Source organism: Bradyrhizobium sp. AZCC 1719, assembly GCF_036924525.1.
Taxonomy (GTDB): domain Bacteria; phylum Pseudomonadota; class Alphaproteobacteria; order Rhizobiales; family Xanthobacteraceae; genus Bradyrhizobium.
On the sequence record NZ_JAZHRU010000001.1, the window covers coordinates 6,750,352 to 6,772,936 of the forward strand.

The 22,585-nt window shown below is 61.9% G+C and carries 21 protein-coding genes; 6 read left to right on the plus strand and 15 right to left on the minus strand.

Annotated features, from left to right (window positions below; genetic code table 11):
• Positions 1-258 precede the first annotated feature (258 nt).
• From ahcY to V1292_RS31885, 3 genes are all read right to left on the minus strand, one after another.
• Positions 259-1,692, minus strand: a complete 1,434-nt coding sequence (gene ahcY, locus V1292_RS31875; protein WP_334376510.1) for an adenosylhomocysteinase — start codon at positions 1,690-1,692, stop codon at positions 259-261.
• Positions 1,693-1,820: 128 nt separating this feature from the next.
• Positions 1,821-3,014 (minus strand): methionine adenosyltransferase, encoded by a 1,194-nt coding sequence (gene metK, locus V1292_RS31880; RefSeq protein ID WP_334376511.1) that lies wholly within the window; start codon positions 3,012-3,014, stop codon positions 1,821-1,823.
• Positions 3,015-3,074: 60 nt separating this feature from the next.
• The gene (locus V1292_RS31885) at positions 3,075-4,427 is read right to left on the minus strand and encodes a hypothetical protein (RefSeq protein WP_334376512.1); all 1,353 of its coding nucleotides are present in this window, start codon (positions 4,425-4,427) and stop codon (positions 3,075-3,077) included.
• A 199-nt stretch (positions 4,428-4,626) separates the two neighbouring features.
• Here V1292_RS31885 and V1292_RS31890 point away from each other — a divergent pair, with 199 nt between their 5' ends.
• Entirely contained in the window at positions 4,627-4,830 is a 204-nt protein-coding gene (locus V1292_RS31890; protein WP_334376513.1) for a hypothetical protein, read from the plus strand.
• On the plus strand, positions 4,823-5,686 hold the full coding sequence (locus V1292_RS31895; RefSeq protein WP_334376514.1) for a TIGR02281 family clan AA aspartic protease: 864 nt from the start codon (positions 4,823-4,825) through the stop codon (positions 5,684-5,686). The genes V1292_RS31890 and V1292_RS31895 overlap by 8 nt, the downstream gene beginning before the upstream one ends.
• Before the next feature lie 245 nt (positions 5,687-5,931).
• Here the strand turns inward: V1292_RS31895 and V1292_RS31900 are convergent, their stop codons facing one another.
• The 6 genes from V1292_RS31900 to V1292_RS31925 all read right to left on the minus strand — a co-directional run bounded on the left by V1292_RS31900 (position 5,932) and on the right by V1292_RS31925 (position 11,752).
• Complete coding sequence (locus V1292_RS31900; RefSeq protein WP_334376515.1) at positions 5,932-7,050, minus strand: cobalamin-independent methionine synthase II family protein; 1,119 nt, start codon at positions 7,048-7,050, stop codon at positions 5,932-5,934.
• A 35-nt stretch (positions 7,051-7,085) separates the two neighbouring features.
• Positions 7,086-7,802, minus strand: a complete 717-nt coding sequence (locus V1292_RS31905) for an ABC transporter ATP-binding protein (RefSeq protein WP_334376516.1) — start codon at positions 7,800-7,802, stop codon at positions 7,086-7,088.
• Entirely contained in the window at positions 7,795-8,547 is a 753-nt protein-coding gene (locus V1292_RS31910) for an ABC transporter ATP-binding protein (protein WP_334376517.1), read from the minus strand. The genes V1292_RS31905 and V1292_RS31910 overlap by 8 nt, the downstream gene beginning before the upstream one ends.
• A complete protein-coding gene (locus tag V1292_RS31915) occupies positions 8,544-9,575 on the minus strand; it encodes a branched-chain amino acid ABC transporter permease (RefSeq protein WP_065744262.1) in 1,032 nt (343 codons plus the stop codon). Before V1292_RS31915 ends, V1292_RS31910 begins: the two co-directional genes overlap by 4 nt.
• Before the next feature lie 7 nt (positions 9,576-9,582).
• A complete protein-coding gene (locus V1292_RS31920; RefSeq protein ID WP_334376518.1) occupies positions 9,583-10,452 on the minus strand; it encodes a branched-chain amino acid ABC transporter permease in 870 nt (289 codons plus the stop codon).
• 127 nt (positions 10,453-10,579) lie between these two features.
• Entirely contained in the window at positions 10,580-11,752 is a 1,173-nt protein-coding gene (locus V1292_RS31925; protein WP_334376519.1) for an ABC transporter substrate-binding protein, read from the minus strand.
• A gap of 340 nt (positions 11,753-12,092) precedes the next feature.
• On the opposite strand from V1292_RS31925, the gene V1292_RS31930 reads away from it, so the two are divergent.
• A complete protein-coding gene (locus tag V1292_RS31930; protein ID WP_334376520.1) occupies positions 12,093-12,371 on the plus strand; it encodes a hypothetical protein in 279 nt (92 codons plus the stop codon).
• Here the strand turns inward: V1292_RS31930 and purU are convergent.
• On the minus strand, positions 12,368-13,231 hold the full coding sequence (gene purU, locus V1292_RS31935; RefSeq protein WP_334376522.1) for a formyltetrahydrofolate deformylase: 864 nt from the start codon (positions 13,229-13,231) through the stop codon (positions 12,368-12,370). The genes V1292_RS31930 and purU overlap by 4 nt on opposite strands.
• A gap of 143 nt (positions 13,232-13,374) precedes the next feature.
• Between purU and V1292_RS31940 the strand changes: the two genes are divergently transcribed.
• Complete coding sequence (locus V1292_RS31940) at positions 13,375-14,220, plus strand: uroporphyrinogen-III synthase (RefSeq protein WP_334376523.1); 846 nt, start codon at positions 13,375-13,377, stop codon at positions 14,218-14,220.
• Positions 14,221-14,245: 25 nt separating this feature from the next.
• Here the strand turns inward: V1292_RS31940 and V1292_RS31945 are convergent, their stop codons facing one another.
• From V1292_RS31945 to hpnO, 4 genes are all read right to left on the minus strand, one after another.
• A complete protein-coding gene (locus tag V1292_RS31945; RefSeq protein WP_334376524.1) occupies positions 14,246-14,614 on the minus strand; it encodes a hypothetical protein in 369 nt (122 codons plus the stop codon).
• Positions 14,615-14,763: 149 nt separating this feature from the next.
• Positions 14,764-15,741 (minus strand): Bug family tripartite tricarboxylate transporter substrate binding protein, encoded by a 978-nt coding sequence (locus tag V1292_RS31950; protein ID WP_334377223.1) that lies wholly within the window; start codon positions 15,739-15,741, stop codon positions 14,764-14,766.
• A 204-nt stretch (positions 15,742-15,945) separates the two neighbouring features.
• Positions 15,946-16,353 carry a GFA family protein gene (locus V1292_RS31955; protein ID WP_334376525.1) on the minus strand — a complete coding sequence of 136 codons (408 nt, stop codon included), beginning with the start codon at positions 16,351-16,353 and terminating at the stop codon, positions 15,946-15,948.
• A gap of 138 nt (positions 16,354-16,491) precedes the next feature.
• Positions 16,492-17,883, minus strand: coding sequence for an aminobacteriohopanetriol synthase HpnO (gene hpnO / locus V1292_RS31960; RefSeq protein WP_334376526.1), 1,392 nt, complete (start codon positions 17,881-17,883; stop codon positions 16,492-16,494).
• Positions 17,884-17,984: 101 nt separating this feature from the next.
• Between hpnO and V1292_RS31965 the strand changes: the two genes are divergently transcribed.
• Entirely contained in the window at positions 17,985-18,650 is a 666-nt protein-coding gene (locus V1292_RS31965) for a DUF2147 domain-containing protein (protein WP_334376527.1), read from the plus strand.
• On the opposite strand, the gene V1292_RS31970 is transcribed toward V1292_RS31965, so the two are convergent.
• Entirely contained in the window at positions 18,618-21,206 is a 2,589-nt protein-coding gene (locus V1292_RS31970) for an MMPL family transporter (RefSeq protein ID WP_334376528.1), read from the minus strand. The genes V1292_RS31965 and V1292_RS31970 overlap by 33 nt on opposite strands.
• A 448-nt stretch (positions 21,207-21,654) precedes the next feature.
• Between V1292_RS31970 and ispH the strand changes: the two genes are divergently transcribed.
• Positions 21,655-22,581: a 4-hydroxy-3-methylbut-2-enyl diphosphate reductase gene (gene ispH, locus V1292_RS31975; RefSeq protein WP_057848041.1), complete on the plus strand. Its 927-nt coding sequence runs from the start codon at positions 21,655-21,657 to the stop codon at positions 22,579-22,581.
• The last annotated feature ends 4 nt before the right edge of the window (positions 22,582-22,585 follow it).

Sequence of the window (22,585 nt, forward strand, 5' to 3'; positions counted from 1 at the left end):
CGGATTTGTGTCGATCGGCGCATCCGCGTGCACCGAACTGGACGCAGTCGCGAGAACGAAGGCCAAAGGCCAAACTTCCTTAAGGCTCGACATCTTAGTCCTCCAGCCAGGACTTACGTACACAACCTTAGAGTTTACGACTATGAAATGCATCTACTCCCAAAACTTCGGCTGCCATGTAATCCAGTTCACATATCTGAAATAAAACGGCCCCGGAATTCCGGGGCCGAGGGCTTCAGGAAATCTGATCGACAGCAATCAGTACCGGTAATGATCCGACTTGAACGGGCCTTCCGGCTTGACGCCGATATAGTCGGCCTGATCCTTGCGCAGCTCGGTCAGCTTGACGCCGATCTTGGCGAGATGCAGCCGCGCCACTTTCTCGTCGAGCGTCTTCGGCAGCACGTAAACCTTCTTGGCGTACTTGCCGTCCTTGTTGTTGGCGAACAGTTCGATCTGCGCCAGCGTCTGATTGGTGAAGGACGCCGACATTACAAACGACGGATGGCCCATGGCGTTGCCGAGGTTTACGAGGCGCCCTTCCGACAGCAGGATAATGCGGTGCTTGTCGGGGAATTCGATCTCATCGACCTGCGGCTTGATGTTGGTCCACTTCAGGTTACGAAGCCCTGCGATCTGGATCTCGTTGTCGAAGTGACCGATGTTGCAGACGATGGCGCGATCCTTCATCGCGCGCATGTGGTCGATGGTGATGATGTCCTTGTTGCCGGTTGCGGTGACGAAGATGTCGGCGCGCGGCGCGGCGTCTTCCATGGTTACGACTTCATAGCCTTCCATCGCCGCCTGCAGCGCGCAGATCGGATCGACTTCGGAGACCATGACGCGGCAGCCGGCCTGGCGCAGCGAAGCGGCCGAGCCCTTGCCGACGTCACCGAAGCCCGCGACCATCGCGGTCTTGCCGGACATCATCACGTCGGTGCCGCGGCGGATGCCGTCGACCAGCGACTCGCGGCAACCATAGAGATTGTCGAATTTCGATTTCGTCACGCTGTCGTTGACGTTGATGGCGGGGAACAACAGCGTACCCTTGTTCGCCATGTCATAGAGGCGGTGCACGCCCGTGGTGGTCTCCTCCGAGACGCCCTTGATGTTCTTGGCGATCTCGGCGAAGTAGCCCTTCGGCTTCTCCTTCAGGAGGCGCTTGACGAGCGCATAGAAGATTTCCTCTTCCTCCGAAGTCGGCTTGTCGAGGAAGGCGGTATCGCCCTGCTCGGCGCGGTAGCCGGCATGCACCAGCATGGTGGCATCGCCGCCGTCATCGAGGATCATGTTGGGCGTGCCGCCGCCGTGCCAGTCGAACAGCTTTGCGGTGTAGTCCCAGTATTCGGCGAGCGTCTCGCCCTTCACCGCAAACACCGGAATGCCGGCGGCGGCGATCGCGGCGGCCGCATGGTCCTGCGTCGAATAGATGTTGCAGGACACCCAGCGGATGTCGGCGCCGAGTGCGGCCAGCGTTTCGATCAAGACCGCGGTCTGGATCGTCATGTGCAGGGAGCCGGCGATGCGGGCGCCCTTCAGCGGCTGCTTCGGACCGTATTCCTCGCGCGTCGCCATCAGGCCCGGCATCTCGGTCTCGGCCAGCGAGATTTCCTTGCGGCCGAATTCGGCGAGCGAAATGTCCTTGACGATGTAGTCGGTGAAGGCGGGCTTCTTGGCGGCGGCGGTGGTCATGGGGAGTTTCCCTCTGTTGAGCTCGTCATTCCGGGGCGCGCGTGAGCCACGAACCCGGAATCTCGAAATCATGGAAAAAGATTCCGGGTTCACCGCTATCGCGGTGCCCCGGAATGATGCTGTTAAAACTAAACCGCGCGCTTGAGCGGTTCGACCAGATCGGTCTTCTCCCAGGAGAAGCCGCCTTCATTGTCAGGCGTGCGACCGAAATGGCCGTAGGCTGCGGTACGCGCGTAGATCGGGCGGTTGAGATCGAGATGGGTGCGGATGCCGCGCGGCGTCAAATCCATCGCCTTCGCGGCTGCCTTCTCGAGCTGGTCCTCCGGCACCTTTCCAGTGCCGTGGGTATCGATATAGATCGACAGCGGACGCGCCACACCGATCGCGTAAGCGAGCTGCAGGGTGCAGCGATCGGCGAGACCGGCGGCGACGATGTTCTTGGCGACATAGCGCGCGGCATAGGCGGCCGAACGGTCGACCTTGGTCGGATCCTTGCCGGAGAAGGCGCCGCCGCCGTGCGGGGCCGCGCCGCCATACGTATCGACGATGATCTTTCGGCCGGTGAGCCCGGAATCGCCATCGGGACCGCCGATGTAGAATTTTCCGGTCGGGTTGATGTGCCAGATGGTCTTGCCGTTGATCCATTCCTTCGGCAGCGCCTCACGGACATAGGGTTCGACGATGTCACGAATCTGATTGGAGGTGAGGTCCTCGATCAGATGCTGGTGCGAGACCACGATCTCGCGCACGCCGACCGGCTTGCCGTTCTCGTACTGCACGGTGACCTGGCTCTTGGAGTCCGGACCGAGCACCTTCTCGCGGCCGGAGTGGCGCGCTTCGGAAATCAACCGCAGGATCTTGTGGGCGTAGAAGATCGGCGCCGGCATCAGGTCGGGCGTCTCGTTGGTGGCGTAGCCGAACATGATGCCCTGGTCGCCCGCGCCCTCTTCCTGGTTGCTGGGCTGCTTGGCATCGACGCCCTGCGCGATATCGGCCGACTGCGGATGCAGCAGAATCTCGATGTCGGCTTTCTCCCAGTGGAAGCCTTCCTGCTCGTAGCCGATATCCTTGATCGCCTCGCGAACAACGCTCTCGATCTGGTCATTGGTCACCGAGCTCGGACCGCGCGTTTCGCCAGCGATGACGACCTTGTTGGTGGTGGCAAGCGTTTCGCAGGCCGCACGGATCTGCCATGGGTCGATGCCCGCCTTCGGGCCTTCCCGGTAGAACAGGTCGACGATCTCGTCCGAGATTCGATCGCAAACCTTATCCGGGTGACCCTCGGAAACCGACTCGCTGGTGAAGAGATAGGAGGCGCGCATCAACAAACCCCTTGTTCCCGCCGGACCCCGGCGGCTGTCTGTGTTGTGTATCCTGGAATGTCAGTCGCGACGCCGCGAAATGACGTAGGATTCGTCGTAAAACCAAAGCCCGTTATGCTTGCGCAGAACCTCTCTGGTGGCATCGAGGGTCCGGCTGTTTTCAGTCATTTCCGTCAACCGGTCGTCTTCGATCTGGGCGACATACACCGCCGCATTCCACGCTGCAAAGGCCGTCGAGGTTCCGATCGAGCCGGTGACCTCGTTGGGCAGCGCTTCCATATCATAACGGAAGATGGAACGGTTATCGGCGTAGGCATTAAAGTTAAGGTCCCGCCCAGCCGACCCCAGCTCGTATTTCACCGCGCGCAATAGCTCATGACGGCTCACGGCGAAAGGATTTTCTCCCGGCCAGACCGACTGGATGATTTCCAGGCCCGGATCCTGCCCGTGGGAGTGAATTCCAATCAAACGGCCCCCTGCCCGGAGCGACCGGGCCAGCGGTGCAATGATCCGCTTGGCGCGGAAATTCACAGAGGATTTTGCCCGATAGGGCTGGGAAGCGATCACAAGGTCGAAATTGGCCTCGGTCCGGCCGGCCCGTGGGATGATCGAATCAAGCAGGAACCTGTGGTCTTCCCGGTACAGCACCAGCGCCACCGGGCGTTCATAGATCGGCATGCCCGATTTGGGGCTGATATTGGCGCGCCAGTTTTGTTCCAGAAACGGCCCAAGTTCTGCGATCTGGGCCTCGAATTCCCCCGACGAGGCCCCCCGCAGGGCCACCTCGTGCCAGATCATGCCCGCCGCTGCCGCAGGCGAGGCCGGCGTCAGCCAGGGCGCCTCCGCGTAATGCATGTTGGTCAGGACGATGACAGTCGCCGGATGCTCGAACAGCCGATCCGGCACCTTGTCGAGCGTCAGCCGGACGTCCTCCAGGCTCAACTCCTTGCCGGCGATATAGAAGGGCATATGGGGAAAACGGCCGTGCATCGAGCGCATCACCCGCGCCAGCACCGTGCCGTCTCCGACGCCCGCGTCGAATACCCTGAGCGCCGGCGGCCGCGGATGCAGGCTGGACAGTTCCAGCGCCACCCGCTCGGCAATCACCCGCTTTTCGCTGCAAGTATGGACGAACAGCAGGTATTTCTGCCGATTCTCGAAGAAGCGGAAATTGCCCCGTGGATCGCGCTTCTCCGGCGGCACTTCAAGGCCGCGCGGCGGCGGCAGCGCGCCGGTGGACGCTGCGATATAGGCCTGGATGCGGTCCAGCGTATCGATGGTGATGCGCTTGCCCTCGCGCAGCCGCTGCACCAGCTTGCCGTCGTTGACCGACCGACGCCCGAACGTCGTCTCCGCCATGTCGGCCTGGCGGCAGAATTCAGTGATCTGCCTGAGGATCTGGTCGTTTTTCATCGGGCCAGTGGGCTGAAACAGCTTTGGGAAGCGCCGGTGGGCAGTGCTGGGTGATGTGCGCGTCCTACCACCATCTGCCCAACGGGTCTATGCCCGAAAAACAGAACAGCGTCATTGGAACCCGCCGCACTTGCCAATATACAAAATGATAAAATGACACTTTGGGGTGCGAATGCTTAGACGATATTGCGCCGTCGCCTTGCTGCTGTTTGCAGCGCAGGGCGGGGCTATTGCGGGCTATCTGGACGAAAATCCCGACGAGGTCTTTTCCACGGTCTATGAGCGACTCGGCGCGCTGCCGGCAAAGGCCGCGCGCGATCCCTACGTCTGGCTTCGGCTTGAAGAACTCAAGCGAGCCATGCGACCAGAAAAGCATCGGCGATCTTGCGCTCGCATTGGATAAAAGCGGTTATCGGCGCGAGGCGGCCAACGGGCTCTACAAATTCGTCATGAATTGCGGCGCGCCGGCTACGGCCCTGCACCGCTCGATCGACATCTATCTGCGGCTGACTGACTATCCGAAGGCGGTCGAAGTGGCCGATGAATTCATCCGCCGTGCGCCGTCTAATCGCGACGCACACTATCTGCGCGGCGCCGCTCTCGAAGGCGCCGGGGACTACCAGCGCGCGCTGGTCGACTTCGCCAACGCCATTGAACTGTTCGGCTCGGACAAGAAAGGCATCTCCAGCCGCGTGTTCATGCGCATGGCGAGCGCTTACGCGGCGCTCAATCGATTCTGCGAGGCGGCTGCGCCAATCAATATGTGGGTCGCGCTCGATCCCGCCGCGCGCGACAACAGCCAGACCCAGAAGATCATCGCCGACTACGAGGCGAAGGGAAATTGCGCCTCCGCAAAGGAGTTTCACAAGGAGAGCTATCCCTTGCGCGGGCAAAAGAACGTCGTCACGGTCAAGGCTGAAATCAACGGCGTGCGCGGCCTGTTCATTCTGGACACCGGGGCAAGCTATGTCAGCATGCGAACGGGCTTCGCCGAGCGTGCCAAGATACCGCTGGCCGGCGCCGGCGAGATCACCCTCATGACGGCCAACGGGACGACCAAGGGCAAGCTTTCAAAGGCCGACCGGGTGAGGCTCGGTAAACTGGAAGCGACGAATGTCCCGGTTGCCGTCCAAAACGTCGACGGAAAGAGTTATGGCACCGGGGTCGACGGACTGCTTGGCATGAGCTTCCTGTCACGTTTCGAGGTTCAGATGGCCGGCGGATCGATCGAAATCCGCACGCGCCGTCCGAAGAAATAGGACCGGGATTGTCGGAGGCAGCAACGCGACCAAGGGCAAGCAGGTGCCGCGGTCGAATTCGTCGCTGCTGGGGAAGTCTATCTGGCGGAGAAGTGACGGCGTGATTTCACGCCGTCATTCCGGGATGGTGCGCAAGCACCAGACCTCAGGTGCGCAATTGCGCACCGGGGAATCTCGAGATCCTCAGATGCGCAATTGCGCATCATAGTTCGATGCTGCGCATCGCCTCGGGATGACGCTGCGCGTCACTTCCCCCAAACCTCGTTGGCCACTTCGACCGCGAGGCTCAACTTCGCCCACTGCTCCTCCTCGGAGAGAATGTTGCCTTCCTCGGTCGAGGCAAAGCCGCATTGCGGGGACACCGCGAGTTGGTCGAGCGGGGCGAATTTGGCGGCCTCATCGAGGCGGCGCTTGATGTCGTCCTTCTTCTCGAGCTCGCCGAACTTCGAGGTGATAACGCCGACCACCACGACCTTGTTGCCCTTCGGCAAATAGCGCAGCGGCTCGAAGCCGCCGGCGCGGTCGGAATCATATTCGAGGAAATAGCCGTCGTAATTGGTGCCGGCCAGCATGGTCTCGGCCACCGGCTCGTAGCCGCCGGACGAAATCCAGGTCGAGCGGAAATTGCCGCGGCAGACATGGGTGGTGATCACCATGTCGGCCGGCCGCTCGGCCAAAGCGTAGTTGATGACGCGCGCGTAGATTTCCTGCAGGCCGTCGGGATTGTCGCCGCGATCGCGCGCCTTCTGCAGTTCGTCCTGCGAGCAGAGATAGGCCCATACGGTGTCGTCGAATTGCAGGTACCGGCAGCCGGCGTCGTAGAACGCCTTCACCGCCTTGCGATAGGTCTTGCCGAGGTCGAGGAAGAATTCCTCCAGATCAGGATAGACCTCCTTCGAGATCGACTTGCGGCCGCCGCGGAAATGCAGCACGGCCGGCGACGGTATCGTCATCTTCGGCGTGACGTGGGCCGTGTCGGCATGCTTCTTCAGGAAGCGGAAGTGATCCAGCATCGGATGGTTGTCCGGGAAATCGAGCTTGCCGATCACGCGGACGGCGTCATGACGGGTCTCGACGCCCGCGAACTGAATGCCGGTTTCGGGGTGGAACAGCTCGCATCCCGTGAGATGGCTAAGAAAATCGAAATGCCACCAGGAGCGGCGGAACTCGCCATCGGTCGCGAGCTTCAGGCCGATCGAGGCCTGCTTATGCACGACCTTTTCGATCTCGAGATCTTCGGCCTTGCGCAGGTCCTCCGCCGTGATCTCACCCTTCTCCAGCTTGGCGCGCGCTTCCTTGATGCGCGGCGGCCGCAACAGACTGCCGACCTCGTCGGCGCGGAACGGGGGCTTTGTTCTCTGCATGGTCTCAACTCCCATAAAATCTAGTGGGCGGCAATCTAGTGGGCGGCCGCGCCGGCGACGCCGAGATAGCGTTCGAGCACGGCGGGATCGGCCTTCAACGCGCTGCTGGCCGCATCATGCACGATTGCGCCGCGTTCCAATATCACAACCCGATCGGCCAGCCCCAGAATCTTTTGCGCATTCTGCTCGACGATGACAGAGCAGATGCCGCCAGCCCGGGTGATGGTGCCGAGCGCCCGCAACAATTCCTCGACGATGATCGGCGCCAGCCCCTCGGTCGGCTCGTCCAGCAGCAGCACCTTAGGATTGAGGGTCAGCGCGCGGCCGATCGCCAGCATCTGCTGCTCGCCGCCGGAAAGCTGGTTGCCGAAATTGTTGCGGCGCTCCTTCAGCCGCGGAAACATCTCGTAGACCTTTTCCACGGTCCATGGGCCGGGCTGGGCCACCGCAGTCATGTTCTCCTCGACCGTCAGGGAGCGAAAGATGTTGCGTTCCTGCGGCACCCAGCCGATCCCGGCCCGCGCCCGCTGGTCCGGGCGCATCGCGGTAATGTCGAGCCCGCCGAGCGCAATCGTGCCGCCGAAATGGCGGGTGATGCCGACGATCGAATTGATCAGCGTGGTCTTGCCGGTGCCATTGCGCCCCAGCAGCGCCAGCACCTGGCCCTCGCCCAGCGACAGCGACATCGAGGGCAACACCACGGCTTCGCCATAGCCGGCGCGCAAGGCATCGATGGCGAGAAGCTCAGGCATGGGCTGCCTCGCCGAGATAGACCGCCTTCACTTGCGGATCGCGCGCCACTTCGTCCGGCGGACCTTCCACCAGCATGGCGCCGTTGACCAGCACCGAGATACGGTCAGCGAACGAGAACACCAGATCCATGTCGTGCTCGATCAGCAGCACGGTGACGTCGCGCGGCAGTGCGGCGACGGCAGCCAGGATGTCATGGCGTTCGCTCTCGGGGACGCCGGCGGCGGGCTCGTCGAGCAGCAGCACACGCGGTTTGGTCGCGATCGCGACCGCAATCTCGAGCAGGCGTTGCTTGCCGTAGGGCAGCGTCGCCGTGCGCTCGTTCATCACGTCGAACAAATGAAACCGTCCGAGCGTCTCCGCGACCTCCTGATTGACGTCGTCGCGCGTGCCCATCCGCCGCCACCAGTCGCCGCCGCGGCCGAGACGTTCGGAGACGGCGAGCCCGACCGTTTCGAGCGGGGTCAGATCGGCATAGAGCTGATTGATCTGGAAGGTGCGCGACAGCCCGCGCAGCACCCGCGTGTGCACCGGCAGCTCGGTGATGTCATTGCCCTCGAGCAGGATCCGTCCGGCATTGGGCTTGAGCACGCCGGTCAGCAGATTGATGACGGTGGTCTTGCCGGCGCCGTTGGGCCCGATCAGGGCATGGCGGGCGCCCTGCTCCACCTGCAGCGACAGCTCGCGCGTGACCCGCAAGCCGCCGAAAGATTTTTCCAGCCCCCTGGTTTCGAGCGCAATCGTCATGGCGCATCGCTTTCGGGAACGGCAACGACGGCCTTGCGTCCGAAGACCTGACGGATCACGAGGTTCGGCCCCCAAAGCACCCAGCGATGGATGCGTTCGCGGCCGACCAGCACCATCACGACCAGGACGAGCCCGATCCAGAACAGCCAGTATTGCGGCGTGATGGTCTGAAACAGTTCCTGCAGCATCTTGAACACGACGGCGCCGATCAGCCCGCCATAGAGATAGCCGGTGCCGCCGATCACGAGCACCAGCATCAGATCGGCCGAGCGCTCGAACGCGAACACGTCAAGCGAAGCCAGCGCCGTGGTCTGGGTGAACAGCGCCCCGGCAATGCCGGCGTAAAACGCTGCAATCGTATAGATCGCGATCAGGCGCCGGTTGACGGGCACGCCGATGGCCGAGGCTCGCAGCGGGTTATTCTTGATCGCGCGCAGCGACAGGCCGAACGGCGAATTCACGATCCGCCGCGCCAACAGAAACAGCAGGAACAGCACGATCAGCGAATAGAAGAAACCGGTCTTGCCGAACATGTCGAACGCGAACAGGCCGAGGATCGGCTGCATCTCGATGCCCTGCAGCCCGTCGGTGCCGCCGGTGATATTGGAGAACCGTTCCGCCAGAGCTTCGAGTAGCAACGCAATGCCGAGCGTCACCATCAGCCGTGTGAGGTCGACGCCGCGGATGACGAGGAAGCTGGTGAGGAAGCCGAGCACCATGGCGACGAGGCCGGCGACCACCAGTGCGATCACCGGCTCGTTGATGATGCCATGCAAGGCGAGCAGCCCGGCCGAATAGGCGCCAACGCCAAAGAACGCGGCGTGCCCCAACGAGACAATGCCGGCGTAGCCGAGGATCAGATCGAGCGACAGCGTGAACAACGCCAGCCGCAGGATATCGGTCATAATCAGATAACGGGACGGAAACAGGAACGCGCAGGACAAGGCAAGAATCCAGAACGCGATCTCGGCCGGGCGCCAGCGGGCGCGGGCGATGGCATGGGATGAGACGTCGGAGGCTGCGGTCATCGCGGACTCATCGCGCGGCAGCGCGGCCGAACAGACCGTTCGGACGCCAGATCAGGATAACGATCATGATGGTGTAGATGACGAAGGGCCCCATCTTCGGCACGTAATATTTGCCGGCGACGTCGCCGATGCCGAGCAGCAGCGACGCCAGGAACGGCCCGGTGATACTGGAGGAGCCACCGACGGTGACCACGATCAAAAAGTAGATCATGAATTTTAGCGGAAAATACGGATCGAGCCCGAGGATCTCGGCGCTCAGCGCGCCGCCGAGGCCGGCAAGGCCGCAGCCGAAGGCGAAGGTGAACGCAAACACCTGGGGCACGTTGATGCCGAGGCCGCTTGCTGCGCGCGGATCGTCCACCGCGGCGCGCAGGCGGCTGCCGAAACGGGTTTTCGCCAGGATCAATTGCAGCGCCACCGTGAGCAGGCCGCAGATCACGATGATCATCAGCCGGTAGCGGCCGATGCCGACGCCGAAGAAATCGAACTGTCCCTCCAGCGCCGCCGGCAGTTTGATGAAAATCCGCGACGATCCCATGATGTAATCGACCGCCGCCACCGACATGAAGGTGAGGCCGATCGTGAACAGCACCTGGTCGAGATGGCTGCGGGTGTAGAGGTGGCGATAGAGCGTGCGCTCCAGCGCGACGCCAACCAGCGCGGCCGTAACAAAGGCCAGTGGCAGCGCCGAAAAGAACGGCCAGCCAGAATTGTTGACCAGCACCGCGCAGATATAACCGCCGGTCATGGCGAAGGCGCCATGGGCGAGATTGACGAAATTCATCAACCCGAGCGTCACCGCCAGCCCGCAGGCGAGCACGAACAGCAACATGCCGTAGGCAACACCGTCGAACAGGATGGTGAACAGCGTGGTCATTGGATGAGATCGGGCCCTGCTCGTCATTCCGGGGCAGCGCAGAGCGCTGAACCCGGAATCTCGCGCTACAATTTCGAGATCCCGGGTTCGCGCTTGCGCGCGCCCCGGGATGACGCCGAAGCCGGCGTCACTTCTTCGTCTTGCCGGAATCCTTCACCGCCTCGAAGGTCGCGAACTCGACATTGTAGAGTTCGCCGTCGACCTTCTCGACCTTGCGGATGTAGATGTTCTGCACGATGTCGCGGGTTTCCGGATCGATCATGATCGGGCCGCGGGGGCTTTCCCACTTTGCGCCCTTCATCGCCGCGATCAGCGCATCGCCGTCAGTCTTGCCGCCGGTCTTCTTCAGCGCCTCGTAGATCAACCGGATACCGTCATAGCCGCCGACCGCCATGAAGCCCGGGCGCTGGCCGAACGCCTTCTTGTAGGCGGCGACGAATTCCTTATTTGCCGCAGACGGATGGGCCGCGGAGTAGAGATGCGCGGTGACCGTGCCGAGCGCGGCGTCGCCCATGCCGTTGAGCAGGTCGTCGTCCATCACGTCGCCGGGGCCGATCACCTTGATGCCCGCCTTGTCGAGGCCTCGCTCGGCATACTGCTTCATGAAGCTGCCGCCTTGGCCTGCCGGCACGAACACGAACACGGCGTCGGGCTTGGAATCCTTCATGCGCTGCAAGAACGGAGAAAAATCAGGATTTTGCAGCGGCACCTTCACCTCTTCGACGATCTCCCCTCCGCCGGCGGTGAAGTTCTGCTTGAAGAAGTTCAGCGCGTCGTTGCCGGGCGCGTAGTCGGAGGTCAGCGTTGCGACCTTCTTGATGCCGTTCTTCGCGGCCCAGTCACCGATGATGGTACACGACTGCGCCAGCGTGAAGGAGGTGCGGACGATGTAGGGCGAGCGCTCCGTGATGATCGAGGTGCCGGCCGCCATCACGATTTCGGGAACCTTGGCCTGCGTGGCCAGCGGCGCCGCCGCGAGTGCAGCGGGCGTCACGCCAAAACCTGCGATGAAATTGACCTTGTCGTTGACGATCAGTTCCTGCGCGAGGCGCTTGGTGTTGTCGGGAACCGCTGCGTCATCCTTCAGGATGACTTCGATCTTCTTGCCGGCGACGGTATCGCCGTTCTGCTGCATGTAGAGCTTGACCGCGTTGTCGATCTGCTTGCCGGTCGATGCCTGGCCGCCGGTCATCGGCAGGATCAGGCCGATCCTGACGGTCTCCTGGGCGTAGGCCGGCGCAAGCGCCAGCATCGCGGCGACCGAGCCTGCGGCCAGCAATATTTGACTGCGAATAGACATGAGCATCTCTCCCCCTGATCGGCCTTGTGTCTCGAACCGAGTCCCCGGCCCTTGATCTCACCATAACCCAGAATTTTCCGCCGGGTAGCGCGGCAACATGGCGTCCTTGGCCGCCTTGTTGTCAATCGGACCATCGGCGTGTCGCAGCGAAGAGCCGCATAGCCGTGAAGACGCGATGGTATTATTACACGATCCGGCATCGCTGCCCTCCCGCGATTGCCACGATTTGTACGATTGTGCAAATGAAATGGTCCTGTCAACAAAGAACCTATCGCCGGTTCCCAACGGCAGCGCCCTAAATCCATCATCCTTAAACGGTTAAGGTTGTAGTCTTCTGCCGATGCCGACCAGCGCGCGCCACATTGTCACGATCGTCACCGTTGCCTTCGCGGGCTGCGGCTTGAGCGGCTGTGGGACCATCAACGAGAAAGTCTCAGCCGGCGTCAGCGATGCCATTCCGGCCTGGGCCGGCGGCCTGCCTGCCGACGCGCCGCCGCGCCCGGGAACCGCGAAGTATGACGAGTACATGCGGGAGCGCGAGCGAAAGCGCCTGATGCCGGCTTCCGAGCGCGACAAGGAGACCAACCCGGCTCCTGCGTCCAAGGATGCGGCGCGCTAATCCATGAACACCACGGTCTTGCGGCCGTTGAGGATAACGCGGTCCTCGAGATGATGGCGCATGGCACGCGCCAGCACACGGCGTTCGATGTCGCGGCCCTTGCGTGAGAGATCTTCCGGCGTATCGCGATGGCTGATGCGCTCGACGTCCTGGTCGATGATAGGGCCTTCGTCGAGGTCGCTGGTGACGTAGTGCGCGGTGGCGCCGATCAGCTTGACGCCGCGCTCATGGGCCTGGTGATAGGGCCGCGCGCCCTTGAAGCCCGGCAGGAAGGAATGGTGGATGTTGATGCAGCACCCGGACAGTTTTGCCGACATTTCGTCCGACAGGATCTGCATGTAGCGCGCCAGCACGACGAGATCGGTCTTTGTATCCTGAACCAGTTTCCAGACCGCCTCTTCCTGCTCGCGCTTGGTTTCCTTCGTCACCGGCAAATAGTGGAACGGGATCTCGCCGAAATCGAGGGAGCTGTAGGTCTCGCGCGGATGGTTGGAAACGATCGCGGTCGGGATCATCTCGAGTTCGCCGGTGCGCCAGCGATAGAGGATGTCGACCAGGCAATGATCCGATTTAGAGACCAGCAGCATCACCCGGCGGCGATTGGCGCGGTCGCGCATCTGCCAGTCCATGTTGAAGCGCTCGGCGATCGCGGCAAAGCCGGTCTGCAGCGCCTGCAATTCGACGGCGAGATCGGCGGCGGTGAACACGACCCGCATGAAGAATTTCATGGGCTCGACGTCGTCGAACTGCTGGGCGTCCAGGATGTTCTGACCGTTATGGGCCAGAAAAGTCGACACCGCGGAAACGATTCCGGGGCGATCCGGGCAGGACAGGGTCAGGACGAATTGATGATCGGGCATGGCGCTGACTTGACTACAATTCAGGCAGAAGGGTGAAAACCTCGGATTTGCGCCCTGCTCTATCACCGCAGACGCGCTTGCGCCAATCCGGAAACCGGGGTCAGGATGAACAAAGCGCGGAGCAAAAGCGTTGGAGCGAGATCATGGCTGACAGATTGAACGGTTACCGCATCCTGATCCTGGAAACGCGCGAGGAAGCGCAGTTCTCCCGCCTGCTCACCGAGCAGGGCGCCGACGTGCTGCAATGCCCGATGTTCACCATCCACGATGCGCCGGACCCGGCGCCGGTCGAAGCCTGGATCAGGCGGGCAATCGAAAAGCCTTTCGACGATTTGGTGCTGATGACCGGTGAAGGCCTGCGCCGGCTGATGAAGGTGGTCCGGCACATCGGCGTCGAGCAGGAGTTCATTGCCTCGCTCGGCAAGGCGCGCAAATTCGCCCGTGGTCCCAAGCCGGGCAAGGCGCTGCGCGAAATCGGGCTGGAACCGCAGATGACGACGGAAAAGCCAACCTCCGAAGGCGTCGCCGAGATGCTGTCGCGCCTCGACCTCAGCGGCCATCGCCTCGGCCTGCAGCTCTACCCGGACAAGGACCACAGCGTCCTGATCGGCGCGATCAAGGCGCAAGGCGCCGAGGTCGATACCGTGCTGCCTTACGTCTACGACGCGCAGGCCGCTGACGTTAACATCATCAATGCGATCGACGAGATGGCGGCCGGCCGCATCGACGCGATCGCGCTCACCAATCTCGGCCAGATCCGTCGCCTGATCGAGGTCGCGCGAGCGCGCGGTTGCGAGGACCGGTTACGCGAAGGGCTCGATCGCACCCCGATCGCATCCGTCGGACCGGCGGTCTCGGATGAACTCAAGTCCCACGGCCTGCGCACCGATATCTATCCGGCCGAGGACGCGTTCTTCATGCGGCCGCTAATCTCGGCGATGGCGGTGGCGCTGGGGAAGAATCCGCCGCGAGCGGTTGCGAGAAGCTGACGGTCCATAATCCGCAGGAGCGAACTTACCTTGCTTTCAAAAGCGGGCTTATCTCGCCAGCGTCTGTGATGCCGAGCATTCGTCCCAATTCCAGCGCACGCGGCAGGACCCAAAACGGCGTGTCGGGATCGAACGGCGCCGGCTCGCGCGTCAAATTATAGAGCGTCTTGGCGCAAATCTCTTCGAAGTTATATTGAGCCAGAGCTAACTGATCGTTGCGCTTCGCCGCCGCTAGCGTCTTCCGCCTAATCTCAGAAAACAGGGCGTGGGCTTCCTTGCGGCGGGACCTATCATTCGCCAACGTGATCAGTTTTCGAAGTGTTTCCTTGTCCTCGCAGCGCCCCTCAAAGAACGTAAGCGGTGCTAGGATTGCCTTGATTACGTCCCCAGTCATGCGGAGACCTTAGCGCACTCGGCAGATCTCTCAAATGGATCACTTGCGAACATCATGATGCGGATGATCCGCGTCTGCTTTGCCCCGAAAGCGAACATTGCCGATCGCGGGCACAGTCTTATCTCGCCGCCAGTTTGATCAATCTCCGCCTAATCTACCTTCGCGCCGGCGAACTTGACGACCTTGCTCCACTTCTCGGTTTCGTCCGCCACCAGCTTGCCGAAATCGGCGGGCGAGCCCGGCAGCAGGATGGCGCCGATCTCGGCAAAGCGGGCCTTTGCCTTGGGATCAGCGAGGATTTCATTGACCGCCTTGTTGAGCCTGTCGACGATTTCTGGCGGCGTGCCCTTTGGCGCTGCGAGGCCATACCAGGCGCTCGCCTCGTAGCCCGGCAGGTAATCCGCGACCAACGGCAGATCCGGCAGCACGTCCGAACGTGTCGTGCTGGTGACTGCAAGCCCGCGCAGCTTGCCGGATTTGACGTGCTCGGCGCAGGTCGGAAGGTTGTCGAACATGACGTGCATCTGGCCGGAGAGCATGTCGGTGAGCGCCGGCGCGCCGCCGCGGTACGGCACATGCTGCATGTTGATCCCAGTCAGCATCTTGAACAGTTCGCCCGACATGTGGATCGTCGACCCGTTGCCTGACGATGCCATGTTGAGCTTGCCCGGGTTGGCCTTGGCATAGGCGATCAGTTCGGGGATCGACTTGATTGGTAGTGACGGATGCACCACCACGACGTTGGGAAAGCGAATGATGCCGGCGATCGGCTCCATCTCCTTCATGAAATCGAAGGGCAGCTTGTCGTAGAGCGTGGCGTTGATGGCGTTGGCCGGCGCCACCAGAAGCAGCGTGTAGCCGTCTGGCGTGGCGCGCAGCACCTGCTCGGTGGCGATATTGGTGCCGCCGCCCGGCCGGTTCTCGATCACGAAGGATTGCCCGAGCTTTTCCGACAGCCATTGCCCCATCAGGCGCGACGTGAGGTCCGCCGAGCCGCCCGGCGTATAGCCAATCACGACGCGTACCGGGCGCGATGGATAGGCCTGCGCGCTCGCGATGCTTGACGTAACGGGGAGCGCGGCCGCACCGGCGACGAGCTGCAAGAACTGGCGACGCTGAAATTTCATCATGCTTCCTCCGACAACACGCGACGGCTCTTTCCGGCCGCTCGGCGCGTGCATCCTAGAGCATGATCGGGAAAATTGGATACCGATTTTCGTCAGGGAGAGGCGAAATGCTTTCGCGTTAGCGCGACTGACAGGGCTTTCGTTCGGCGAGCGAGACGCTCACCGCTGCTCAAACACAGTAAGACTATCCTTGCAGCGGCCGCGCTATGGAGGCGGTGGATAGCGGTCGAAGGTGGGCAGTTCGTGCGCGCGCTCCATCCAGCGAAGGCGCTCTGCGACCTGGATATGCACCATGGCCGGCACGGCGTCGGGATCATCGTAGGTCGCGCTCTGGATATCGACGATCCCGGGCAGCACATTGGCATTGGTGTAGAAGAGACCGGTGCCACAGTTCGCGCAAAACTGTCGCCGGCCATACTCTGATGATTCGTAGACCTTGGGCGTTCCCTTCGTCACCTTGAGCGCGTCCTCCGCGTACATCGTCCACCCAACCATCGGCGCGCCGGCGTGACGGCGGCAATCCGCGCAATGGCACAGCGCATGAACGATAGGTTTCCCCGCGATCTCATAACGTACGGCGCCACAGTGACAGCCGCCGGTGATGTTGCTCATGCTGTTCTCCCGATAGATGCGGCTTTCGATCGAAGCCCGGATGAAGCGCAGCGCAATCCGGGACAATCATCGGCCGACGAAGCAGCCGCGGATTGCGCGGAGCCTGTCATCGGGCGCGCATTCGCGCGACCCGTTGGCTTACGCCGACTTCCTGACCGCGTTGTCGACCAGCGTCTTGCCGAGCGACCAGATCGCGCCGGGCACCTTGTGGCTCGCGGCAATGACGTCGTCGAACGATTTTTCGATCCAGGTGCAATCTTCTTCCGTGATCACCAGCGGCGGCAGCAGCTTGATGGTGTGGCTGCCGTGGCCGGAGACCTGCGTCAGGATCTTGTGATCCTTGAATAGCGGTACAGTAATGAGCTGGCAGAACAGGCCTTTATTTGCGGTTTCCAGCAGATTCCAGGAAGCCTTCAGCTTCAGCGATTTCGGCGGACCGAACTCGATGCCGATCATCAATCCCTTGCCGCGCACTTCCTTCAGCAGTTCATAGCCCGGCACCATGCGGGTCAGCGCAAGGCGAAGCTCGGCGCCGCGCTTGGCGGCCTGCTCGACAAGTTTCTCCTGCTTGATCACATCGAGAGTGGCGATGCCGGCGGCCATCGCCATATCGTTCTTCGAAAAAGTCGAGCCGTGCACGACCGCGCGATCCATCTGGTTGAAGATCTTGTCGAAGATGGACTTGCGGGTCAGCAGCGCGCCGACTGGCACGTGACCGCCCGACAGCGCCTTTGCCAAGAGCACCATGTCGGGCTCGACATTCCAGTGCTCGACCGCGAGGAATTTTCCGGTGCGGCCGATACCGGTCTGGATTTCGTCGGCAATGAAGATCGTGCCGTATTTTTTGCACAGCGCGGCAGCGCCCGGCAAAAATTCATCCGAGGGCATGTTGACGCCCTTGCCCTGGATCGGCTCGACAATGAAGGCTGCGACCTGGCGCGAGGACAAAGCCTGCTCGAGCGCGGCGAGATCGTTGAAAGGTATCTGCGTGCATCCCGGCAGCAGCGGCTCGAAGCCGCTTCTGAAGTTCGCATCGTCCATCAGCGACAGCGCGCCGTAGGACAGGCCGTGGAAGGAATGCGAGCAGGAGACGATGCCGGGACGGCCGGTCGCACCGCGCGCGAACTTGATTGCGGCCTCGACGGTCTCGGCGCCGGAATTGGAAAAGAACACCTTGTCCAGATATGGAACATGTTCGAGCAGGCGTTCCGCCAGCACGCCCGCGAGCGTCGAGACGTCGAGTTGCACCAGATTGGGAAAATCGCTGTCGAGCACGCTTTTCAGCGCCTGACGCAATGCCGGATGATTGCGGCCAATCGCAAAAACGCCAAATCCGCTGAGTAGATCGAGATAGCGGGCCCCATCACGATCGAACAGGTACTGACCTTGACCCTTCTGAAAGCCCACATCGTAGCCGATGGTCTTCAGCACCCGGACGAGCTGCTCGTTCAGATGGCGCGCATGCATGGAACTGCGCTGCGCCTGCCGCTCTACAAACAGCCCGGAAACGTCTAGATATGAATCTGGCATTGGCTACATACGTCGGTTGATGGATGTTTCGTCAACTGAAAACACTCAATGCGGCGTTTTGACCCCCGCTTGGATCATCTACTTAAACACAGGTTCGAACCATGTTGCACTGCCCAAGAACTATCGCGCGCACAATAGTTTATTCGGGAATCATTTTAGCCACAGGTCTTAATGCGGCGCTGGCCGCCGATCCCACCGGTGACTGGAAAGTGGCCGATGGTGTCGCCAACATTCGCGTCGCCCAATGCAACGGCAACATGTGGGGCGTCGTTGCCTGGGAAAAGACGCCGGGCGGCAAGGACAAGAACAATCCGGATGCCTCAAAGCAGAGCCGGCCGACTTTGGGCATGCCGATCCTGATCGACATGAAGAAGAAGCCCGGCGTCGATGCGTGGGAGGGTGAGGTCTATAACGCCAAGGACGGACAGAACTACAGCTCGACCATCAAGCCGGCCGGGACCGACCAGCTCGAGATTCAAGGCTGCGTTCTCGGCTTCCTCTGCGGCGGCGAGACCTGGACCCGTGTCGGTCCGCCGATCCCCCCAAGCCCCACCAACAGCATGGCCAAGGGCGCACCGAAGGGCGCATCCGGCGCACCGCCCAAAGCCGCGGCGCCAGCCGCCCCGCCCGCGCCGCCGAAAACCACGGGTGCGGTAAATCCTGCGCCCGCGCCGAAGGCCGCGCCCGGTCAGAAGCAGGCCGCCGCGCAGTCCGGCGACATTGGCGACATCTGCCTATTGCCCGACATCGCGCGGTTTACCCATTAGCGCCGGCTGGAACAGCAACACCGCAGCAAGCGTGATGACAAACGACAGCGCCAGCAACTTACCCATGCTGGCGGTGCCGGGATGACTGGATAGCCACAAGCTTCCGAACGCTGTCGCTGTCGTCAGCGCAGAGAAAAAGATCGCGCGTGTCAGGCTCGACTGCAGCAGGTTATTTCTGCCCTCGCGCCAGGCCACGACGTAATAGATCTTGAAGGCGACGCCGACGCCGAGCAGCAGCGGCAATGCTACGATGTTGGCGAAGTTGAGTGGCAGCTCGATCAGCACGCAAAGCTCCAGCGTCACCGCGCCGGCCACCAATAGCGGCACCATCGTCATCAGCACGTCGGTGACGCGCCGCAGCGTCAGCCAGAGCAACAGGCTGATCACCACCAGCGCCCAGATCCCGGCGTGAATGAACGCCTTCACGATGGTGTCGCCGGATTTGAGGATCGACACCGGTCCGCCGATCGCGTTTGGCTCGGCGGCCAGCACTGCATCGGCAAAGCGGCGCAAATTGTCGTTGTCGTTGGGATCGCCTTTCGGCAGCGCCTCGACGCGGATCAGCCCGTCCTTGGACTTCCAGCTATTCAACAGTTCCGGCGGCAGCGTCTTCAGCGTCACCGGCCCGGCTTGCATGGTGTTCCTGAGCTGGTCGAACACGATCTTGAGCGGGGCGACGAAGATGTTCTGGGCCTTGTCGCGCGTCGCCTGGTCGCTTTCGGCAAGCTTCGACAACGCATCCGCCAGCCTTCGCGAGGCAACCGCGCCCGGCCCCTTGCCGTCGCCCGCGGCCCTGCGCAAGCTGTCGACCGAACTCTTCAGCGCCTCCACATTCTCCTCATCGGTGGGCGCCGCGTCGACCGAGTCGGGATTGAGCGCGGGGCCGACGACCTTCGCTGCCTTTGCGATCAACTGGAGCTTGGCTGGCTGGTCTTCGGGCACGAAGCTGTCGATCGACATCACGCGAAGAACTTCCGGCAACTTCTCCAGCCGCGCCTCGATCTTCTTGGCTTCGGCTTCGGAATTGGTCAGCACGTTGATGGCGTTGGCGCCGGTGTTGGGATCCTTGCGCAGGTCGAGGAAGGTCGCGATCGATTCGGCCTTCGGATTGCGCAGGTTGATCGGGTTGAAGTCGAACTTCATGAAGTAGAGCAGCGGCAGGCCCGCCACCACGAGCAGCAGCGTTCCGGCGACAATGATGACGCGGTGCCGTTCGAGGAACTCGTCGACCGGCGCCAGAAACGCGTAACCGACAGGCTCGCTTTCTCCAGGCGGGTGAAGCAGCTTCAGCAGGGCTGGCAGCACCGTGATGCTCGAGATGAACGCGATCAGCATACCGGCGCCGGCAATCTTGCCGAGTTCGGAAATGCCCTTGTAGTCGGTCGGCAGGAAACAAAGAAAGCCGGCGGCGGTCGCCATCGCGGCAAGCGACAGCGGCACCGACGAACGTCGGGCCGCGCTCTCCAGCGCCACGGCCAGATCTTCGTTCTTGAAGCGCTCGGAACGGTAGCGGACGCTGAATTGAATGCCGAAATCGACGCCGAGGCCGACGAACAGCACGGCAAAGGCGATCGACAGCAGGTTCAGCGATCCCACCATCATCAGGCCGACTGCGGTCGTCAGCGCCAGGCCGATGAACAGGTTCACGAACACCGCGAAAATGATCTTCGCAGAGTGCAGCGCCATCCAGAGAATGACGAGGACAATAAGCACCGTTGCGACGCCGTTGACGATCGCGCCGTCCTGCACGGTCGAATATTCCTCGTTGGCGATCGGAACCGGCCCGGTCAGCCGGACGCGAGCGCTGTACTGGCCCGCGAAATTGAGGTCGTTCGCGGCCTGTCGGATCGCGTCGGTCGCGTCCTTGCCGGGTTCGAGCGCATTGTAATCCAGCTTCGGCTTGAATTCGATGAAGGCGCGGCGATCGGCATCGGTCAAAGGCTTGTCGCTGACGAGTTCGCGCCAGGAGAACGTCGCCGTCCCCTTGCTCAGGATGTCCTCGACCGTCTGGCTGATCAGGTTGAAGGGGCGCTCGGTATTGTCGAGCTTGACCTGCCCGCGCTTGACGCCGGCAAGCCCGGTTTCCAGCGCGCCGGTCAGGCCGCGGATCGAGGGATCGCCGGCCATGATCTCGATCAGGGGGGCTGCGGCTTCGAGCTGGCCGGCGACCTTGCCGACTTCTTCCACCGGCAGGAACAACAGCCCGTTCTTCTCGAAGAATTCGCCGGAGCCGAGCGGCTGCACCGATTCGAAATGTTTGGTGTCGCCGGACAGCTTCGTGGCCAGCGCCTTGGAAGCCGCACTGGCGAGTTCCGGGGTCGGCGCCTCGACGACAGCCAGAATCAGCTTTTCACGGTCGAAGGCCTGCTCGAACTGGTTGTCGCGTTTGCGCCAGTCCAGGTCGGGCGAAATCAGCGTATTGATGTCGGTGTTGATGGCGAAATGCCGGGCGGCATAGTAGGCCCCCCCGACCGCCAGAAGCAGGGAGATGATGACGACGAGAGTGGCAAACCGCGTACAGGTTCTGACAACGGCGACAACAACACTGGTCAGCACTTCGTTTCTTTCTAAATCTAAAAGGAGAGCTGGGCGAAAACGCCCCGCTGTCTAGCGGAGTTCCCGCAGTCGATCTAATGTTGTTTTGGTTACTTCCCCGAGGGTTCAAGCAAGTCGCACAACAGATCGGAACGGGCGTTCGGGCGCCGGTATAGCCGGTCCGGGTGGGCGATAAAGTGACGAACCGGTGAGGAACAACCGGCCGCGCAAATGCACTTATTGGTACCTAAATACCAAACGCCCGGTAACCATTGCGCGATCCACCTTTTCTATCCGCACAATTTTTGACACATAGTCCTGCGCTTCCATGTGCCTAGTATGGGGATTATCTGCGGGAACCGGCCATGGTGCGGATATTGCAAATATCCGAAGTGTGATCGGCTGCACGGAGGCCTTCGGGTGAATTTGCGAATTCGGTACTTGGTGCAACTTGCGTAATGGACATCCCATGGAAGTGTATCTAGCGCAGCCCCGCGGATTTTGTGCGGGCGTCGTGCGTGCCATCGAAATCGTTGAGCGTGCGCTCGAGAAATACGGCCCGCCGGTCTATGTCCGGCACGAGATCGTGCACAACAAGTACGTGGTCGAAAGCCTGAAGGCCAAGGGCGCGATCTTCGTCGAGGACCTGTCGGAGGTTCCGCCACTCGCGGTAACCGTGTTCAGCGCCCATGGCGTGGCCCGCAGCGTCGAGGAAGAGGCCGCCGCCCGTGGCCTGCCGGTCCTCAATGCCACCTGCCCGCTGGTCACCAAGGTCCATAATCAGGGTAAACGGTATATGTCCAAGGGCCGGACCCTGGTCCTGATCGGCCATGCCGGCCATCCTGAGGTCGAGGGCACCATGGGCCAGGTTCCGGGCCCGGTTCTCCTGGTCCAGAACGTCGACGACGTGGCGGCCCTGCCGCTGCCGACCGACGCCCCGGTGGCCTATATCACCCAGACCACCCTCAGCGTGGACGACACAAAGGACATAATCGCCGCCCTTCAGGCCAAATTTACAGATATTCAAGGCCCCGACATCCGGGATATCTGCTATGCGACACAGAACCGCCAATCTGCGGTAAGGGACCTAAGTAAGCTGGTGGACGTCATCTTGGTGGTGGGGGCCGCCAATAGTTCCAACTCAAACAGGCTTCGCGAAATCGGCACCGAGGTCGGCGTCGCGAGTTATCTCATTGCCGACGGGAGCGAGCTGAACCCTGATTGGCTGAAGGATGCAAAGGCTGTCGGCATCACGGCGGGCGCATCGGCGCCCGAAGTTTTGGTTGACGACGTGATCGAGGCTTTGAGGCGTATCGGACCCGTCACGGTCTCGGTGCTGCCCGGCCGGGAGGAAAACATCGAGTTCCGGCTTCCGGCCGAACTGACTGCGGGTTGATCCA

Excerpts from the sequence above, each read along its gene's own strand:
- ahcY (WP_334376510.1), bottom strand. The coding sequence starts at position 1,692 with ATGACCACCGCCGCCGCCAAGAAGCCCGCCTTCACCGACTACATCGTC.
- metK (WP_334376511.1), bottom strand. The coding sequence starts at position 3,014 with ATGCGCGCCTCCTATCTCTTCACCAGCGAGTCGGTTTCCGAGGGTCAC.
- V1292_RS31885 (WP_334376512.1), bottom strand. The coding sequence starts at position 4,427 with ATGAAAAACGACCAGATCCTCAGGCAGATCACTGAATTCTGCCGCCAG.
- V1292_RS31900 (WP_334376515.1), bottom strand. The coding sequence starts at position 7,050 with ATGCAGAGAACAAAGCCCCCGTTCCGCGCCGACGAGGTCGGCAGTCTG.
- V1292_RS31905 (WP_334376516.1), bottom strand. The coding sequence starts at position 7,802 with ATGCCTGAGCTTCTCGCCATCGATGCCTTGCGCGCCGGCTATGGCGAA.
- V1292_RS31910 (WP_334376517.1), bottom strand. The coding sequence starts at position 8,547 with ATGACGATTGCGCTCGAAACCAGGGGGCTGGAAAAATCTTTCGGCGGC.
- V1292_RS31915 (WP_065744262.1), bottom strand. The coding sequence starts at position 9,575 with ATGACCGCAGCCTCCGACGTCTCATCCCATGCCATCGCCCGCGCCCGC.
- V1292_RS31920 (WP_334376518.1), bottom strand. The coding sequence starts at position 10,452 with ATGACCACGCTGTTCACCATCCTGTTCGACGGTGTTGCCTACGGCATG.
- V1292_RS31925 (WP_334376519.1), bottom strand. The coding sequence starts at position 11,752 with ATGTCTATTCGCAGTCAAATATTGCTGGCCGCAGGCTCGGTCGCCGCG.
- V1292_RS31930 (WP_334376520.1), top strand. The coding sequence starts at position 12,093 with ATGCCGACCAGCGCGCGCCACATTGTCACGATCGTCACCGTTGCCTTC.
- purU (WP_334376522.1), bottom strand. The coding sequence starts at position 13,231 with ATGCCCGATCATCAATTCGTCCTGACCCTGTCCTGCCCGGATCGCCCC.
- V1292_RS31940 (WP_334376523.1), top strand. The coding sequence starts at position 13,375 with ATGGCTGACAGATTGAACGGTTACCGCATCCTGATCCTGGAAACGCGC.
- V1292_RS31945 (WP_334376524.1), bottom strand. The coding sequence starts at position 14,614 with ATGACTGGGGACGTAATCAAGGCAATCCTAGCACCGCTTACGTTCTTT.
- V1292_RS31950 (WP_334377223.1), bottom strand. The coding sequence starts at position 15,741 with ATGAAATTTCAGCGTCGCCAGTTCTTGCAGCTCGTCGCCGGTGCGGCC.
- V1292_RS31955 (WP_334376525.1), bottom strand. The coding sequence starts at position 16,353 with ATGAGCAACATCACCGGCGGCTGTCACTGTGGCGCCGTACGTTATGAG.
- hpnO (WP_334376526.1), bottom strand. The coding sequence starts at position 17,883 with ATGCCAGATTCATATCTAGACGTTTCCGGGCTGTTTGTAGAGCGGCAG.
- V1292_RS31965 (WP_334376527.1), top strand. The coding sequence starts at position 17,985 with ATGTTGCACTGCCCAAGAACTATCGCGCGCACAATAGTTTATTCGGGA.
- ispH (WP_057848041.1), top strand. The coding sequence starts at position 21,655 with ATGGAAGTGTATCTAGCGCAGCCCCGCGGATTTTGTGCGGGCGTCGTG.